Raw genomic sequence first — 15,995 nt, 5'->3', positions numbered from 1 at the left:
CGGTTCCTGGCAGACTGTGCGTCGGTGAACGCGGATACGCAGTCCTGGTATGACGACTTCGACCGGCAACGTCTGGTGGTCGAGGCGCCCAAGGGTGCTGCGCTGCCCGGGACCGACACCGAACACCGCACCGATTTCGCTCGCGATCGGGCCCGCGTGTTGCACAGCGCGGCGCTGCGGCGGCTGGCCGACAAGACCCAGGTGGTCGGTCCGCGGCATGGTGACACTCCGCGCACCCGGCTCACCCACTCGCTCGAGGTGGCTCAGATCGGGCGGGGTATGGCGATCGGTTTGGGTTGCGATGCCGACCTGGTGGATCTGGCCGGGCTGGCTCACGACATCGGGCACCCGCCCTACGGACACAACGGTGAGCGTGCGCTCGACGAGATCGCCAAAGCCTTCGGTGGATTCGAGGGCAATGCGCAGAACTTCCGGATCCTCACCAGGCTGGAGCCCAAAGTCCTTGACGCCGACGGGCGTTCGGCTGGGCTCAACTTGACGCGGGCCGCTCTGGACGCCGTGGCGAAGTATCCGTGGCCGAGCTTCGGTACCCGCCGCAAGTACGGCTTCTACGACGACGACGCGGAGGCCGCCGCCTGGATGCGGGCCGGCGCCCCCGACGAGCGGCCGTGCCTGGAAGCCCAGGTGATGGACTGGGCCGACGATGTCGCCTATTCGGTGCACGACGTCGAGGACGGCGTCATCTCCGGACGGATCGACCTGCGGGTGCTCGGCGATCCCGATGCCGCCGCCTCGCTCGCCGAGCTCGGCTCCAGGAACTTTCCGAGCGTCAGCTATGACGATCTGCTGGCCGCCGCCGAGCGGTTGTCCCACATCCCGGTGGTGGCCTCGGCCAAAAAATACGACGGCACCCTGGCGGCCTCGGTCGCGTTGAAGACGATGACCAGCGAGCTCGTCGGGCGGTTTGCCAATGCGGCCATCACCCAGACCCGGGCGGTGGCGGGGGAAGCGCCGCTACGGCGTTTCGCTGCCGACCTTCAGGTGCCACCACTGGTGCGCGCCGAGGTGGTGTTGCTCAAGATGCTGGCGCTGCAGTTCATCATGTCCGATCACCGGCACCTGCAGATCCAGGCCGATCAGCGCACGCTCATCCATGAAGTCGCCCTGGCGCTGTGGGCGCAGGCCCCGGGCAGCCTTGACCCGCAGTTCGCGCCCGAGTTCGACCTCGCGGCCGACGACGGAGCCAAGCTGCGAGTGGTGGTCGATCAGATCGCGTCCTACACCGAGAGTCGGTTGGAACGGGTGCACGAGGCCCGCTCGCCGCGGCCGCTGGGTTGAGCACGCGCCGAACGTTGGCTTGTGTGCGAGTTCCGGGCGAAAACTCGCACACAAGCCAACGTTCGGTGGTGTGGTCAAGGGGGGTTCCCAGGCCTTTAGACTGTGTCGGTGGCCGGCCGGATTTCAGATCGCGATATCGCGGCCATTCGTGAAAAGGTGCGCATCGAGGATGTCGTCGGTGACTATGTCCAGCTGAGACGGGCCGGGGCCGACTCGATGAAGGGCCTGTGCCCGTTTCACGACGAGAAGTCGCCGTCATTCCATGTGCGGCCCAATCACGGTCACTTCCATTGCTTCGGTTGTGGCGAGGGCGGTGACGTCTACGCCTTCATCCAGAAGATCGAGCACGTCACCTTCGTCGAGGCCGTCGAGCTGCTGGCCGACCGGGTCGGCTACACCGTCACCTACACCGGCTCGTCGACCACCAATGTGCAACGTGACCGGGGCAGCCGCAGCCGGTTGCTTGCCGCCAACGCCGCCGCCCAGGAGTTCTACGCCGAGGCGCTGGCCTCCGACGAGGCGGCGGAGGCGCGCAAGTACCTGACCGAGCGCAACTTCGACGCCGCCGCGGCCGCCCAGTTCGGGTGCGGTTTCGCGCCGTCGGGGTGGGACACGCTGACAAAGCACTTGCGACGCTTGGGTTTCGAGTTCAAGGAACTGGAGGCGGCCGGGCTGAGCCGGGAGGGCAAGCGTGGGCCGATGGACCGGTTCCATCGCCGCCTGCTGTGGCCGATCCGGGTGTCCTCGGGCGAGACCATCGGCTTCGGTGCGCGCCGGTTGTTCGACGACGACCAGAACCAGGCCAAGTACGTCAACACCCCCGAGACGGTGCTCTACAAGAAGTCGCAGGTGCTGTTCGGCCTGGACCGCGCCAAACGAGACATCGCCAAGGGGCATCAGGCCGTCGTCGTCGAGGGCTACACCGACGTGATGGCCATGCACATGGCCGGCGTCACCACGGCGGTGGCCTCGTGCGGCACCGCGTTCGGCGAGCAGCACCTTTCGATGCTGCGCCGGCTGATGATGGACGACAACTTCTTCCGCGGTGAGTTGATCTACGTGTTCGACGGCGACGCCGCCGGCCAGGCGGCGGCGGTCAAAGCGTTCGAGGGCGAGCAGAACCTGTCCGGTCAGTCGTTCGTGGCGGTGGCTCCCGACGGAATGGATCCGTGCGATCTTCGGCTGCGGTCCGGCGACGCTGCCGTGCGTGACCTGGTGGCCCGACGAACTCCGTTGTTCGAGTTCGTGATTCGCAGTGCGTTGGCCGAACACGATCTCGACAGCGCCGAGGGTCGCGTGGCCGCGCTGCGGCGCTGTGTGCCGATCGCGGCCCGGATCAAGGACCAGACCCTGCGCGACGAATACGCCAGGCAGCTGGCCGGCTGGGTCGGCTGGGACAACGTGGCACAGGTGATCGGCCGGGTGCGGGAGGAAGCCAGTGGTGGCCGCAAGGACACCCGTCGTCAGCCTGCGGCGCGACAGGCGGGCCCCGCGGCGGCCCCAGTGCAGCGCCCCAATCCGACCGATCCGACGCTGTGGCCCCAGCGCGAAGCGCTCAAGGCCGGCCTGCAATATCCGGCGATCGCCGGGCCGGTCTTCGACTCGCTGACCGTCGAGAGTTTCACCCATCCCGGGTATGCCGCGGTGCGGTCGGCGATCGAGGGTGCGGGTGGCATGGCGTCGGGCATATCCGGTGCGCAGTGGATCGAGGCGGTCCGCGAGCAGACCACGTCCCCGGCCGCGGCCAGTCTGGTCAACGAACTGGGCGTGGAGGCCATCAACGTCGAGGACGACGAGCACCTGCCGCGCTACATCAGCAGCGTGCTGGCCCGCCTGCAGGAAGTTTGGGTGGGCCGCCAGATCGCCGAGGTGAAGTCCAAGCTGCAACGCATGTCGCCGGTGGAGCAGGGAGACGAATATCACGCCCTGTTCGGCGACCTGGTGGCCATGGAGTCCTACCGGCGCAGCCTGCTCGAGCAGGCCAGCGGCGACGACCTGACTGCGTGATTGCGCACATCGCGATAGGGTGACCGGAGTCGGGCACCTACACGGGAAAGAGGCCAACCCGGTGACCAATCTGGTGACACTGTTCAGCACGCAGACGCGGCGTTACGTCGCTGTGGGCGCATTTGCCCTGGCCACGGGGGCTGCGGTGGCCGCCCCGGCATTCCTCGCGACGTCCGCGCCGGCGCCCACGTCCGGTATCGAGGTCACGGCCCAACCGGCCTGCCTGGCGTGGTTCGGCAACAAGGAGGACGGCAAGTGCCTGTCCTACTCCAACGGTATGCCCGCCAACGTGGGCACGCCGTGGGTCGGCGCCGGCGGCAATGGCGGATTCGTCACCGGGCCGCTGCTGCCCGGAACCTCGATCAATCGGGGGATCGGCTAGCCCCTACCAGGTACGTTTTGCCGAACCGTCGGTGCTCTCCTTCGTGGCGAGCACCGACGTTTCTGCGTCTATGGGGGTCAAGGTGAGGAACTGTGGATCCGGCGACACCTGCTTGGCGATCTTGCGCCGGCCGGCGTCGATCACCGCCTTGGTCGCCGGATTGGCGGTCACCGCGCGGTAGGTACTGGCGATCTGCTCGTAGCGGCGTCGCCCGGCCTTGGCGCCCAGCACGTAGCCGACGGCGATCACGGCGGCATAGCGGATCACAGTTTTCCTCCCAAGCGGCGTGGCTCCGAGACAGCAGGTGTGTGCGTTCCATCCTGCCTCACCGCCGCCCCGACGCGCCCGTCCGGGAGCGAGTTGGCGACAACGGCGGTGCGTACGCTAGAGTCAACGCTCGGCCGCGGAGCTTTCCGCGGAAGGTAGTCCCCTGTAGCTCAATTGGCAGAGCTCCCGACTGTTAATCGGGCGGTTATTGGTTCGAGTCCAATCGGGGGAGCAAATGTTCCAAAGACCCAGACCTATGACTGGGGCCGGGCCTGAGCCTGACGGGCCGCCTGGGTGAGTGCCTCCATCAGTGGATTGGACGCCGACGCGAGAGCCTTCCGCTCCTCCTCGGACAATTGATAGAACGTCCACACGCCCCAGGCCGCCGGCCGCACGTACACCGTCACCTGCTGCCTGTTGTTGGCCAGCACGGCCGGGACGGGAACGGCGCGATCGAGGGTGGCCGCGCTGGACATCTCTTCGGCGAGCTGTTGGACGTTGACTGATTCCTGCAGTTGGTACAGCACGGCCTTGTTGGCGGGGCCTTCCATGGCGAGGAACCAGGCCATCAGTGTCTCCTTGGGGTCGGTGAGCGAGCGGATCCGTCGTCGGACCGCACACAGTGTCACCTATCGACGCGCCGCCGTCAGCCCAGTCGCCGAACCGCAACAGTTCGCTACCCTCGAGGAGTGCACCCACGGCTGATCGCCATCGTCGCATTCGTCGGTCTCGTCGCAGTCGGCTGCGGCTGGAGTCCGCCCTCGGCACCCCCGCCGAAGCCGGATACCTGCGCTCCGTCGGACGGTCCCAGCGCCGAGACGATCGCCGATCAGATCGCCAAACTGCCCGCACCCGAAGAGGGCCGGAAATGGACTCAGGTCAACACCGGCCACACCACCAACTGCCGGTTGTACTGGGTGCAGGTGGGGCAGAGCAACCCCGAGCCCAACAGCGTCGGGCAGCTCCTGTTCTTCGACCGGCAGACCCCGATCGGCCCGGCCACCCCCGAGCCGCGGCCCTACATCAACGTCGTCACCAACGCCGATGACACCGTGGTGGTGAACTACCAGTGGCAGCAGGGTCAGGACTCGCCCAAGTCGCCGACCGGTATCGCCACGGTGCGGTTCCGGATCGGGGACGACGGCAAACTCGTTGCCGTCGACCCGCTTCCGAAGCCCTGAGGCGCCTCAGCCGTTGACCAACTCGGCGGGGTCGAGCATGGCCGCGTAGCGCAGTTGCTCGGGAATGCCGAACCCGTCGACGAGGGTTTCGACGTGCGGGCGCAGTGCGCGGCAGCGTTCGTTGATCCCGCGTGTGACGGCCTTGGCGCGTTCGGTCGACAAGAACCGGTGCTCGATGAACCAGGCCTTATCGCCCTCGATCACCGACAGCGCGTACAGATCGCAGACGTCGCCGAGGAGTTCGCGGGCCGTCTCGTCCTCGCAGGCGTCGATGCCGGCGACGAACGCTTCCAAGATGACTCGGTCGATGTGTGCCTGCGCGGCGTGCAGCACATGGTCCTGGACGGCGTTGAACGCGTCGAAGGCCGACATCTCCTTGGCCTTGCCCTGCAACCGCCGCGCCACCGAGGCCAGCATGTACTGCTCGCGGTCCTCGAACATCTTGACCTGCGTGCCGCGGTTGAACAGGCTGCCTTCCTCCTCGTTGTCCTGGCGGGCGTCCAGCACGGTCTGGATGATGGTCTCGGCGGCAGTGCGTTTCAGCACCCGTTCACCGGCGAAGTTGGCCGCGAACCGCACCCATTCGACCGGGCTCATGCCCTTGATGTCGTCGGCGTAGGCGGTGAGCAGCTCTTTGGCCACCAGTTGGGTGAGCACATGGTTGTCGCCCTCGAACGTGGTGAACACGTCGGTGTCGGCGCGCAGCGCGATCAGCCGGTTCTCGGCGAGATAGCCTGCGCCGCCACAAGCCTCACGAGCTTCCTGGATGGCACGGCTGGCATGCCAGGTGTTGGCGGCTTTCAGGCCGGCCGCGCGGGCCTCCAGCTCGCGCTGCTCCTCGGCATCCGGATCGTCGGACGTCTGTAGCTCATGGCATTTGGCCACCAGTTCGTTCTGGGCGAACTGCAGGGCATAGGACTTCGCGATCAGCGGCAGCAGCCGCCGTTGATGGACGAGGTAGTCCATGATGAGGACTTCCTCTTCGCTCTTGGGTGCTTCGAACTGCCTGCGCTCCAACGCATATCGGGTGGCGATGTCCAGAGCCACCCGGGCGGCGGCCGCGGCGCTGCCCGCCACGGTGACCCTGCCCCTGATCAGCGTTCCCAGCATGGTGAAGAACCGCCGGCCCGGGTTCTCGATCGGTGAGCTGTAGGTGCCATCGGGGGCGACGTCGGCGTAGCGGTTGAGCAGGTTCTCCCGCGGAACGCGCACGTGGTCGAACACGATGCGCCCGTTGTCGACGCCGGGCAGGCCGCCCTTGTAGTGGCAGTCCGACGTCGTCACGCCGGGCATGTCGTTACCCATGTCGTCGCGGATCGGCACCACCAGACAGTGCACCCCGTGCCCTTCTCCGTCCGGGGTGATCAGCTGGGCGAAAACCGCTGCGACCCTGGCAGTCTCGGCGGCGCCGCCGATGTAGTCCTTGCGCGCGGTGGGGGTGGGTGAGTGGATGACGAATTCCTGGGTTTCGGCATCGTAGGTCGCGGTGGTCTCCAGGGACTGCACGTCGCTGCCGTGGCCGGTCTCGGTCATCGCAAAACAGCCCAGCAGGTCAAGGTCGATCAGCCGGCGCACATAGGCCTTGTGATGGCGCTCGGTGCCCAGGTTCTCGATGGCGCCGCCGAACAGGCCCCATTGCACCCCGGCCTTGACCATCAGCGACAGATCGCTCATCGCCAGCATCTCGATCTGGGTGATCGCCGCGCCGACGTTGCCGTTGCCGCCGTGCTCTTTGCGGAAGCCGTCGTCGGCTGCCCCGGCAGCCGCCATGATCTTGAGCTGCTCGGTCACCTTCGCCCGGGCGATTGCGGTGTTGGGGGTGTAGTGCGGCCGGAAGATCTCGTCCGACAACGTGGTCCGCATGGCGTTCTTGACGTCGCGCCAACGGCCGTCCAGCGTGTTTCGCAAATGCTCGGCAGTGGAGGTCATATCCGACGGTAACGCGTGCGGCGGTTGTTATACGACGGTTGACCCTGTATCTCTTGGGAAGGCGAGCCTTCCTGGACAACCCCGCCCTCGCCGCGAAAGACTGGCGGCATGCCGGACTCGGTCGGTAAATCGCTGTCTCCCACCGGCTTGCCGCATGTGGGTTACCACCGGCACGCCGACGTCACCGGAGGCTGGCTGCGTGCGGCGACCTTCGGCGCGATGGATGGTCTGGTCAGCAACACCGCGCTGATCGCAGGCGTCGGTGCCAGCGCCTCGGCCCAGACGGTCGTGCTCAGCGGTGTCGCCGGTCTGTTGGCCGGCGCCTTCTCGATGGCGCTGGGGGAGTACACCTCGGTGACGACGGCCAACGAGCAGGTCGATTCCGAGGTCAACGTCGAGCGCCGGTCGTTTCGCAAGAACCCGACGGCCGAGCAGGCCGAACTCGTGGCCATGCTCCAGGAAATGGGGATGACGCCCGAGACGGCGGCCAAGGCCGGGGAGGAAATCCACCGGGACGAGAATCGGGCGGTGAACTTCCATCTGGTGCAGGAGTTGGGGGTGGATCCCCGGGAGAAGCCGTCGCCGTGGGTCGCCGGTGGCTCGTCGTTCGCGATGTTCGCCATCGGCGCGATCATCCCGCTCATTCCGTACCTGCTCGGCCTCCAGTCGCTGTGGGCCGGTCTGGCCTGCGGCGGGATCGGCCTGCTGATCGTCGGTGGGGTGGCGGCGAAGTTCACCCGTAAACCCGTGGCGATCGCCGGGCTGCGGCAGTTGCTGTTCGGGGCCGTCGCGATTGCGGCCACCTATGCCGTCGGCATCCTGGTCGGCGCCGCCATCACCTGATGCTGCGACGAATCCTGTTGGCGGGCGCCCTGGTGCTGTCGGCGTGTGGGCCGGCGCATGCCGCACCCCGCCTCGATTATCTCGGTCAGCGCCAGGTTGCGCCCGGCGCGACCCTGGACGGCACGGTGATCGGCGGGTTGTCGGGAATCAGCTACGACCCGGCCGCGGACCTGTACTACATCGTCAGCGACGACCGGTCGGCCAAGAATCCGGCACGTTTCTACACCGCACGGATCATGCTGTCGGACAACGGTATCGGTGAGGTCGAGTTCGTCGGCACCCATCCGTGGCTGGACCGCGACGCGCGGCCGTTCGGCCCGTTGAACATTGATGTGCAGCCACCCGCGGTGCCGCCCGACCCCGAGGCCATCGCCTTCGATACCCGCAGGCAGCGGCTGTACTGGACCAGCGAGGGGGAGCGGCGGGTCGACGGGCCGGCTCCGCCGGTTCTGCTCGATCCGTGGGTGCGGACCGCCGGCCTCGACGGCAGCTTTCTCGGAGAGTTCGAGTTGCCCCACGCGTTGCGGATGTCGGCCGGTGAACAGGGTCCGCGCCGCAACACTGCGCTGGAAGGGCTGACGCTGACGCCGGACGGCAGGTACCTGTGGGTGGCGATGGAGGGTCCCGGCTATGGCGACGGTCCGCCACCTGACGAGCAGCACGGCGCGGTGACGCGTGTCGTGCGCTTCGACGCCGAAACCGGAGCGATCGAGGGTCAGTACACCTACCCCTTGGACCAGGTCGCGGCCGGGCCCGGCGGCGACAACGGGTTGTCAGATCTGGTGGCCCTCGACGACAACAGCTTTCTGGTGGTCGAGCGCGGTTTCGGCACCCACGTGGCTGTGCGGATCTACCGGGCTTCCGTCGCCGAGGGTTCCACCGAGATGACCAAGACACTGCTGGCGGATCTGACCAGCACGCCCGGTCTGGCGCCGCTGGACAACGTCGAGGGAATCACATTGGGGCCCAAGCTCGCTGACGGTCGGCAGTCCGTGATCGCCGTCAGTGACGACAATTTCTCGCCCACCCAGGTCACGCAGTTCCTGTTGTTCGCGCTGTGAGAATTCGTGCTCTGGGGTGCCTCGGGTGTGCTCGATGATTGTTTCGTGAGCGACGAATGGTATGTCGTGTTTCCGACCGACCCGCGATGGATTCCCAATGCTGAACGCGAGGACTCGGCGCGTGCCGTGTTCGAGGTGCTCATGGGCGATAGCGACGAGGTCGAGGTGGACCGGCCCGGGCGGGTGGCGTTGGAGGATGCCGGCGCAGGCATTCAGACGATCAACTGCCCGGCGTGCGGAGATCTGGTCGGCGAGAACCCTGACAACATGGAGTGGTGGGTCGCGCAGCTTGACCGTGTGTGGACCGAGAGCGCGGGGTTCTGGCCGCTGGATGTGACGACGCCGTGTTGTGGCGCGCAGACGTCACTGAACGATCTGGTTTATGACTGGCCTCAAGGGTTCGCATCTTGGTCGGTCAGGGTGCGAAACCCTGTGTACAACATGACCGACGAGCAGTTGGAGTTGGTGGGCGCCGCTCTGGGGCACCCGGTCCGTTGGGCACATCGTCACATCTGACCGCGCGTGGGTTTCGCGCGGGACTTGCGTTCGTAGCCAGGCGGCGGTCGCGAGCGAGTTTCTCCTCCACCACGTTACGAACGTAAACGTCAATCTGGGCGAGCGGCCCGACGCACGAACCCGCTATTTCAACAACGCGTGGCGATCGAAGTAGAAGTACGTGTAGCCCGCGGTGATCGCGCAGACGATCGTGGCCACCAGCAGCATCTGAGATCCGCTGACCACCACGCTGACGAAGCCACCGATGACGGCGCCGCCGGCGAATCCGGCCCACAGCAGGAAATACCCCAGCCAATCGCTCAGCTGGCCTCCGCTGATGTGGCGTTCGATGCCTTGGCCCATCTTCACGAGCGTGCCGGTCACATAACTCAGCGGGATCGACACCTCGCCGTCCTTGACGAACGACGTGTTCAATGCCCCGATGCCGAAGGCCACGAACAGGATTGGGACGTAGGGAACATCGCGGGCAGTCCAGCCGCGCTCGATGATGTCGACCACGGTGGACACCACCAGCGCAAGCGTCGTCAGCACCGTCGCTCCGTGGGGATGATTGACCCAGAGGTGGCGGCGGCACAACGATGCGATGACCACTCCGGCGACAAACGCTGCTATCAGCAGTGCGGCCCCGATCGCCAGCCACTCCTCACCCTGGAAGAGCCCGAGGAAAGCCCGCTCGGTATTGCCGGTCATGAAGGTGACGAAGTACCCCGCGGAGTGGGTGAACGCCGCCGCGCCCAGTACGCCTGCCAGGCCTGCCAGAATCCATGACAGTCGGGCCTCGCTGTCGAACGATTGCGACATTCATCCATTGTGAGCAGCGTTGCTCACGCTCGGGCGGAATTCACCGGCCGCGTCAGGTGTCGCTGCCGACGGTGACGGCGGTCGCCTCGTCGGTCAGCTCATCGAGATCATCTTCCGCTGGGTCTTCCTCATCAATGCGCGCGAGGTGCGGACGGGTCAGCGTCAGCACGCCGGCACCGGCCAGCACCGCGGCCGCGCCGACCCAGTACGGCAGGTGCACGTTGACCTGCTCGCCGAGCACGCCGGCCAGCCACGGCGCGACGGCGGCGCCGCCGAAGCGCAGGAAGCTGTAGGCCGCCGAGGCCACGCCGCGCTCGACCGGGGCCGCCTTCATCACGGTTTCGGTGATCAGCGTGTTGTTGATGCCGATGAACAGGCCGGCGACCACGACACCCGATGCCAGCACGGTCTTGGAATCGGTCCACACCGCCATCACGGCCAGGACTGCGGTGAAGGCGAGCAGGTTGAGGATGAGCACCCGAACCGTGCCGAAGCGGTGTTGCAGGCGCGGGGCCACCACCACGGAGGTGAACGCCAAGGCCAGGCCCCAGCCGAAGAAGATCAGCCCGATCTGATGGGCGGTCATGTTCAGGGGGAAGGGGGTGAAGGCGAGCAGGGTGAAGAAGCCGAAGTTGTACAGCAGTGCGGTGATCGCGACACCCAGTAGTCCGCGGTGACGCAGCGCCCGGAACGGATCTGCCAGTGTGGTGGCGCGTTCGGCGCGCGGGGTGGCCGGCAGCAGGAATGTCGTGATCACCAGGGCGAAGGCCATCAGCGCAGAGACGCCGAAGAACGGGCCGCGCCAGGAGATCGAGCCCAGCACGCCGCCGACGAGTGGGCCGATCGCGATGCCGAGGCCCAGCGCTGCCTCGTACAGGATGATGGCTTGTGCCACAGACCCTTTCGCGGAGTTGACGATGGTGGCCAGCGCCGTGGCGATGAACAGCGCGTTGCCAAGGCCCCACAGGGCGCGCCAGCCCACGATCTGCGTCACGGTGTCGCTCATCCCGGCCAGGCCGGCCCCGGCGATGATGATCACCAGACCCAGCAGCAGCGTGCGCTTGGGGCCGATACGGCTGGACACCACACCGGTGATCAGCATCGCCACGCCCATCACCGCCATGTAGCTGGTGAACAGCAGCGACACCTGCGAAGGCGAGGCGTTGAGGTTGTCCGCGATCGGCTTGAGGATGGGATCGACCAGTCCGATGCCCATGAAGGCGACGACTGAGGCAAAAGCGACGGCCCAAACGGCCTTGGGTTGACGCCACATCAGGGCGGTGACTCCTAACTAGTTCTCGTGCGCGAGCGGGTGCTGATCGACGTCGGTGAGCAACCGCCGAATGATGTCGACGGAGGCTGTCAGCGTCTTGCGCTCCTCGGCGGTGAGGCGTTCGAGCCTGGGGTTGATGGCGGCGGCACGATCCGCTCTGGCTTGCTCCAGGGTCTGCCTGCCCTGCTCGGTGATGCGGATCAGCACCGCGCGGGCGTCGCCGGGATCGGTGGTGCGGGACACCAGGCCGGCGTCTTCCAGGCGGCGAACCTGGGTGGTCATGGTGGGCTGCGAGCAGTGATCGAGGTAGGCGAGGTCGGAAATCCGTGCCTCGCCTTGGTCTTCGATGGTGGACAGCAGCCGGGCCTGAGCCCAGGGCAGGGGTAGCCGGGCGCGCTGGGTGGCGAGCCGATTCAACCGGGCGACGACTGACAACAGGTCAGCGCCGAGTTCGGTGTTGTCGGATACCGTGGCATCCTCGGTCGGTGTCGACATGCCCCTATGTTACATAGATTTACTATGTAGTCTACCCGGCGGGCGTGGTCTCGCTCACACTGGATGAAACCAGCGCCGGACGGGCAACCGACGGCCACGCTCGCGGCTGGCAGAATCGAACGATGACCGCGAAACCCCCGGCGACCACGCCTCGGCGCGGCCTCACTCCCGGCGAGCTTGCGCAAGCGGCGGTGATGGCGGCTCTTTGTGCGGCCACTGCGATCATCGCCGTGGTGGTGCCATTCGCCGCCGGGCTTTCGGTGTTGGGAACGGTGCCGATGGGCCTGCTGGCCTACCGCTACCGGCTGCGCGTACTGCTCGCGGCCACCGTCGCCGCCGGCACGATCGCGTTCCTGATCGCCGGCATGGGCGGAATGATGACCGTCATCGACTGCGCCTACATCGGCGGGCTGACCGGGGTGGTCAAGCGCCGCGGCCGCGGCACCGCCACAGCGCTGGCTGCCTCCGTGGTGGCCGGAGCGTTGTTCGGATCGGCGATCGTCGTGGCGCTGACGGTGTTGACGCGGTTGCGCAGCTTGATCTTCGACTCGTTGAGCGCGGGCATCGAAGGTATCGCCAAGGTGCTCGACCGCCTCCCGGTCCTCGACGCGGCGGCCGAACCGCTCCGATCCGTCTTCGCCACGATGCTGGAGTACTGGCCACTGCTGATGCTGTTCCTCGGTATCACCAGCATCACCTCGGTCAGCATGATCGGCTGGTGGGCACTGTCACGCATCCTGGCGCGGCTGCTCGGGGTGCCGGACGTCCACAAGCTCGACGCCGAAGTCGAGGACGAAGGGGCGACGATCGCCCCGGTGCCGGCCCGGCTGACCGACGTGCGGTTCCGTTACCCCGGCGTCGAATCCGACGCGCTTGGCCCCATGTCGCTGGAACTGCAGCCAGGCGAACACGTCGCGGTGACCGGACCGAACGGCTCGGGCAAGACCACTCTCATGCTCATGCTGGCCGGGCGCCAACCCAGTTCCGGCAGCATCGAGCGCGCCGGTGCCGTCGGGCTCGGCCGCATCGGAGGCACCGCGGTGGTGATGCAGCATCCGGAGAGTCAGGTGCTCGGGACCCGGGTGGCCGACGACGTGGTGTGGGGACTGCCGGCCGGCACGACCGCCGATGTCGAGCGGCTCCTGGCCGAAGTGGGCCTTGACGGGCTGGCCGAACGTGACACCGGGGGATTGTCGGGCGGCGAACTGCAACGCCTGGCCGTTGCCGCGGCGCTGGCCCGCGAACCTTCGCTGCTCATCGCGGACGAGGTCACCAGCATGGTCGATCAACAGGGCCGCGACACCTTGATGAACGTCCTGTCCGGGCTCACCGATCACCACCAGATGTCGTTGGTGCACATCACCCATTACAACGACGAGGCCGATTCGGCCGACCGCACGGTGAAGCTCAGTGGCAACGGCGGCACGGCGGACAACACCGACATGGTGCAGACCTCTGCGGTGCCGGTGGCCGTTGCGCCCGCCGCCCACGGCGCCGCGCCGGTGCTCGAGTTGACCGGCGTCGGGCACGAATACGCCAGCGGAACCCCTTGGGCGAAAACGGCTTTGCGTGACATCACGTTCACCGTCAATGAAGGCGACGGCGTCCTGGTACACGGCCTGAACGGTTCCGGTAAATCGACCTTGGCCTGGATCATGGCCGGGCTGACCGTTCCCACCTACGGCGCCTGTCTGCTCGACGGGGCTCCGGTGGCACAGCAGGTGGGCTCGGTGGCCATCTCGTTCCAGGCCGCCCGGCTGCAATTGATGCGCAGCACCGTCGGACGTGAAATCGCCTCGGCGGCAGGCTTCTCCGCGCATGATCATGACCACGTCGCACGCGCACTGGAGATGGTCGGCCTGGATGCGGCATTGGCCCAGCGCCGCATCGACCAACTCTCGGGCGGTCAGATGCGCCGCGTCGTACTGGCCGGATTGCTGGCCCGCTCGCCGCGTGCGCTGATCCTCGACGAGCCGCTGGCGGGACTGGACGCCGCGAGCCAGCGGGGGCTGCTGCGGTTACTGGAAGACCTGCGGCACAACAGCGGGCTGACGGTCGTCGTCATCTCGCACGATTTCACCGGCCTGGAAGGTCTGTGCCCGCGCACGCTGCACCTGCAGCAGGGTGAGCTCGCCCTTGCCCCGACCGCTGCCGGAGGTGCTCGATGACCGCGCCGACAGGAGGGCAGCGTAAGCCCGTCGTGCTGTTGCGCCCCGTGCCCGGCGACACCGTCATCCACCGGTTGTGGGCCGGCACGAAGCTGCTCGCCGTCGCGGGCATCGGTGTGCTGCTGACGTTCTATCCCGGCTGGGTGCCGATCGCGGCCGTGGCGGTGCTGGTCCTGGTGACCGCGCGGCTGGCGCACATTCCCCGTGGCGTGCTGCCGTCGATCCCGTTCTTCATCTGGATCCTGCTGATGATCGGCGGGGCGCTGGCAGCCCTGGCCGGTGGGTCACCGTTCATCGACATCGGATCGGTCCAGGTGGGTCTGGGCGGCTTGCTGAACTTCTTGCGGATCACCGCATTGTCGATCGTGCTGTTGGGCCTGGGTGCGCTGGTGTCCTGGACCACGAACGTCGCCGACGTCGCCCCGGCGGTGGCGACGCTGGGCCGCCCGCTGCGGCTGGTCCGGATCCCGGTGCACGACTGGGCGGTGACAATTGCATTGGCACTGCGAGCCTTCCCGATGCTGATCGACGAGTTCCGCACGTTGTATGCGGCGCACCGGCTGCGCCCCGTCGAGCCCGCCGAGACGTTCCGCGCCCGGCGCAGGCAGCGGGTCGCCAATCTGGTCGATCTGCTGGCGGCCGCGGTCACTGTGGCGTTGCGCCGGGGAGACGAGATGGGCGATGCCATCACCGCCCGGGGCGGGGCGGGCCAGATTTCGGCGGCGCCGTCAGGTCCCCGGCGGCGGGATTGGATCGCCTTCGGCGTCCTCGTTCTGGTCTGCGGCAGTGCGCTGGCCCTGGAGCTGACCGTCCTGCCGACCAGCCTGCCCCGTCGGTGATCGCTGCCCCCGCCGCGACGACGTGGTCAACCGGACGACGGCCACGATGATCACCGCCGCGATGACGACGGCCGCCACCCACGGTAGGAGCAGGCCGAACAACATCACGGCCCCCGACGCCGCCGACACCAAGCCGTGCCACCCGCGCTCGACCTGTCCCCAGAACCCCTGATACTGCGGGGCAGGGCCGCCGATCTGTTCGGCGGTGATGTCGAGATTGACCGTGCTGTAACTGATTTGATCACCGAGCTGGGTGCGCTGAGCCCGCAGGCTGTCGAGGTCGGCCTGGCGCTGCGACAACGCGTTCTCGGCTTGGATCAGCGCCTCGGGATCCTTGGCCTCGCGCATGATCCCGAGCAGCCGGTCCACCGAGGTCTGCAATGCGGCGATGCGGGCGTCGAGATCGACGCGCTGTGACGTCACGTCTTCGGCGCGGACCTCGACGGTCTGGACCGTGCCGAGTTTCTTGAACTCGTCAAGGGTGCCTTCGAGTTTGGCGGCCGGGACCCGTAGCGCCAGTGAGATGTGTGCGCGGCCGGAGCTGGATCCGGCGTCCTCGGAGCGGCTGTCGACCCGGCCGCCCGCATCGGCGGCCAGCGCTACCGCCTTGTCGGCCACCGCCACGGGAGTGCCTGTCGTGATCGACATCGACGCGGTCTTGACGATGTCGCGCTTGACCTCCGTCGGTACCGGCGAGTTCTTCATGCCCGGGCCACTTTCAGGTGCCGGGGCCGCCGGGGCGAATCCGGCATCGCTCTGTGGTGCCTCCGGGGCGGAGGAGTTGGGGGAGGGCCCGGCCGCGCAGGCCGGGGCGGCGGCCAGTATGACTGCGGCGAACAGGGCCGGCGCCAGACGACGGCGACGGGATGCACTGCGGTGCTGGGGCATCAGCCCAATGTAGGCGATGTGCTGTGAGGTCAGGGGCTGATCTGTG

At 67.3% G+C, this 15,995-nt stretch carries 16 protein-coding genes and 1 tRNA gene; 10 read left to right on the top strand and 7 right to left on the bottom strand.

Features of this window, described 5'->3' with window-relative positions:
• Window positions 1-24: 24 nt before the first annotated feature.
• The 3 genes from QQ25_RS20300 to QQ25_RS20290 all read left to right on the top strand — a co-directional run bounded on the left by QQ25_RS20300 (window position 25) and on the right by QQ25_RS20290 (window position 3,688).
• Window positions 25-1,299, top strand: a complete 1,275-nt coding sequence (locus QQ25_RS20300) for a deoxyguanosinetriphosphate triphosphohydrolase (protein WP_039323070.1) — start codon at window positions 25-27, stop codon at window positions 1,297-1,299.
• A gap of 102 nt (window positions 1,300-1,401) precedes the next feature.
• Window positions 1,402-3,306: a DNA primase gene (dnaG, locus tag QQ25_RS20295; RefSeq protein ID WP_101906073.1), complete on the top strand. Its 1,905-nt coding sequence runs from the start codon at window positions 1,402-1,404 to the stop codon at window positions 3,304-3,306.
• Between the two features lie 73 nt (window positions 3,307-3,379).
• Window positions 3,380-3,688 carry a DUF7155 family protein gene (locus tag QQ25_RS20290; RefSeq protein ID WP_101906111.1) on the top strand — a complete coding sequence of 103 codons (309 nt, stop codon included), beginning with the start codon at window positions 3,380-3,382 and terminating at the stop codon, window positions 3,686-3,688.
• A 3-nt stretch (window positions 3,689-3,691) separates the two neighbouring features.
• Here the strand turns inward: QQ25_RS20290 and QQ25_RS20285 are convergent, their stop codons facing one another.
• The gene (locus tag QQ25_RS20285; RefSeq protein WP_039321988.1) at window positions 3,692-3,955 is read right to left on the bottom strand and encodes a hypothetical protein; all 264 of its coding nucleotides are present in this window, start codon (window positions 3,953-3,955) and stop codon (window positions 3,692-3,694) included.
• A 159-nt stretch (window positions 3,956-4,114) separates the two neighbouring features.
• Between QQ25_RS20285 and QQ25_RS20280 the strand changes: the two genes are divergently transcribed.
• Window positions 4,115-4,187 (top strand) — tRNA-Asn (locus tag QQ25_RS20280).
• A 22-nt stretch (window positions 4,188-4,209) separates the two neighbouring features.
• Here the strand turns inward: QQ25_RS20280 and QQ25_RS20275 are convergent.
• Window positions 4,210-4,524, bottom strand: coding sequence for a hypothetical protein (locus QQ25_RS20275; protein ID WP_039381122.1), 315 nt, complete (start codon window positions 4,522-4,524; stop codon window positions 4,210-4,212).
• Window positions 4,525-4,644: 120 nt separating this feature from the next.
• On the opposite strand from QQ25_RS20275, the gene QQ25_RS20270 reads away from it, so the two are divergent.
• Complete coding sequence (locus QQ25_RS20270; protein WP_039380664.1) at window positions 4,645-5,136, top strand: LppP/LprE family lipoprotein; 492 nt, start codon at window positions 4,645-4,647, stop codon at window positions 5,134-5,136.
• Between the two features lie 6 nt (window positions 5,137-5,142).
• Here QQ25_RS20270 and QQ25_RS20265 read toward each other — a convergent pair whose 3' ends face one another.
• A complete protein-coding gene (locus QQ25_RS20265) occupies window positions 5,143-7,065 on the bottom strand; it encodes an acyl-CoA dehydrogenase family protein (RefSeq protein ID WP_039380663.1) in 1,923 nt (640 codons plus the stop codon).
• Window positions 7,066-7,173: 108 nt separating this feature from the next.
• On the opposite strand from QQ25_RS20265, the gene QQ25_RS20260 reads away from it, so the two are divergent.
• The 3 genes from QQ25_RS20260 to QQ25_RS29795 are packed head-to-tail and all read left to right on the top strand — an operon-like array spanning window position 7,174 to window position 9,485.
• Window positions 7,174-7,908 (top strand): VIT1/CCC1 transporter family protein, encoded by a 735-nt coding sequence (locus QQ25_RS20260; protein WP_039321980.1) that lies wholly within the window; start codon window positions 7,174-7,176, stop codon window positions 7,906-7,908.
• The gene (locus tag QQ25_RS20255; RefSeq protein ID WP_039380661.1) at window positions 7,908-8,969 is read left to right on the top strand and encodes an esterase-like activity of phytase family protein; all 1,062 of its coding nucleotides are present in this window, start codon (window positions 7,908-7,910) and stop codon (window positions 8,967-8,969) included. The genes QQ25_RS20260 and QQ25_RS20255 overlap by 1 nt, the downstream gene beginning before the upstream one ends.
• A gap of 45 nt (window positions 8,970-9,014) precedes the next feature.
• Entirely contained in the window at window positions 9,015-9,485 is a 471-nt protein-coding gene (locus QQ25_RS29795; RefSeq protein WP_131546194.1) for a hypothetical protein, read from the top strand.
• 123 nt (window positions 9,486-9,608) lie between these two features.
• Here the strand turns inward: QQ25_RS29795 and QQ25_RS20245 are convergent, their stop codons facing one another.
• The 3 genes from QQ25_RS20245 to QQ25_RS20235 are packed head-to-tail and all read right to left on the bottom strand — an operon-like array spanning window position 9,609 to window position 12,054.
• Complete coding sequence (locus QQ25_RS20245) at window positions 9,609-10,286, bottom strand: YoaK family protein (RefSeq protein WP_039321975.1); 678 nt, start codon at window positions 10,284-10,286, stop codon at window positions 9,609-9,611.
• Between the two features lie 52 nt (window positions 10,287-10,338).
• Entirely contained in the window at window positions 10,339-11,559 is a 1,221-nt protein-coding gene (locus QQ25_RS20240) for an MFS transporter (RefSeq protein WP_039321972.1), read from the bottom strand.
• Window positions 11,560-11,577: 18 nt separating this feature from the next.
• Entirely contained in the window at window positions 11,578-12,054 is a 477-nt protein-coding gene (locus QQ25_RS20235; RefSeq protein WP_039321969.1) for a MarR family winged helix-turn-helix transcriptional regulator, read from the bottom strand.
• Window positions 12,055-12,176: 122 nt separating this feature from the next.
• Between QQ25_RS20235 and QQ25_RS20230 the strand changes: the two genes are divergently transcribed.
• Together QQ25_RS20230 and QQ25_RS20225 are read left to right on the top strand one after the other, a co-directional pair.
• Entirely contained in the window at window positions 12,177-14,222 is a 2,046-nt protein-coding gene (locus QQ25_RS20230) for an ATP-binding cassette domain-containing protein (protein WP_039323060.1), read from the top strand.
• Complete coding sequence (locus tag QQ25_RS20225; RefSeq protein WP_039321966.1) at window positions 14,219-15,061, top strand: energy-coupling factor transporter transmembrane component T family protein; 843 nt, start codon at window positions 14,219-14,221, stop codon at window positions 15,059-15,061. Before QQ25_RS20230 ends, QQ25_RS20225 begins: the two co-directional genes overlap by 4 nt.
• On the opposite strand, the gene QQ25_RS20220 is transcribed toward QQ25_RS20225, so the two are convergent.
• Window positions 14,951-15,949: a DUF4349 domain-containing protein gene (locus tag QQ25_RS20220; protein ID WP_039380659.1), complete on the bottom strand. Its 999-nt coding sequence runs from the start codon at window positions 15,947-15,949 to the stop codon at window positions 14,951-14,953. The two genes, QQ25_RS20225 and QQ25_RS20220, sit on opposite strands and share 111 nt — an antisense overlap.
• Window positions 15,950-15,995 lie beyond the last annotated feature (46 nt).

The organism is Mycolicibacterium setense, from assembly GCF_000805385.1.
In the GTDB taxonomy this organism is placed as follows: Bacteria; Actinomycetota; Actinomycetes; order Mycobacteriales; family Mycobacteriaceae; genus Mycobacterium; species Mycobacterium setense.
The sequence above is the reverse complement of the archived record's forward strand: the minus strand, read 5'-3'. Positions and strand labels throughout refer to the sequence as shown.

Bases quoted from the DNA above. Each gene is read 5' to 3' on its own strand.
- QQ25_RS20260 (WP_039321980.1), top strand. From the start codon at position 7,174: ATGCCGGACTCGGTCGGTAAATCGCTGTCTCCCACCGGCTTGCCGCAT.
- QQ25_RS20225 (WP_039321966.1), top strand. From the start codon at position 14,219: ATGACCGCGCCGACAGGAGGGCAGCGTAAGCCCGTCGTGCTGTTGCGC.
- QQ25_RS20240 (WP_039321972.1), bottom strand. From the start codon at position 11,559: ATGTGGCGTCAACCCAAGGCCGTTTGGGCCGTCGCTTTTGCCTCAGTC.
- QQ25_RS20275 (WP_039381122.1), bottom strand. From the start codon at position 4,524: ATGGCCTGGTTCCTCGCCATGGAAGGCCCCGCCAACAAGGCCGTGCTG.
- QQ25_RS20230 (WP_039323060.1), top strand. From the start codon at position 12,177: ATGACCGCGAAACCCCCGGCGACCACGCCTCGGCGCGGCCTCACTCCC.
- QQ25_RS20235 (WP_039321969.1), bottom strand. From the start codon at position 12,054: ATGTCGACACCGACCGAGGATGCCACGGTATCCGACAACACCGAACTC.
- QQ25_RS20220 (WP_039380659.1), bottom strand. From the start codon at position 15,949: ATGCCCCAGCACCGCAGTGCATCCCGTCGCCGTCGTCTGGCGCCGGCC.
- QQ25_RS20245 (WP_039321975.1), bottom strand. From the start codon at position 10,286: ATGTCGCAATCGTTCGACAGCGAGGCCCGACTGTCATGGATTCTGGCA.
- QQ25_RS20255 (WP_039380661.1), top strand. From the start codon at position 7,908: ATGCTGCGACGAATCCTGTTGGCGGGCGCCCTGGTGCTGTCGGCGTGT.
- QQ25_RS20265 (WP_039380663.1), bottom strand. From the start codon at position 7,065: ATGACCTCCACTGCCGAGCATTTGCGAAACACGCTGGACGGCCGTTGG.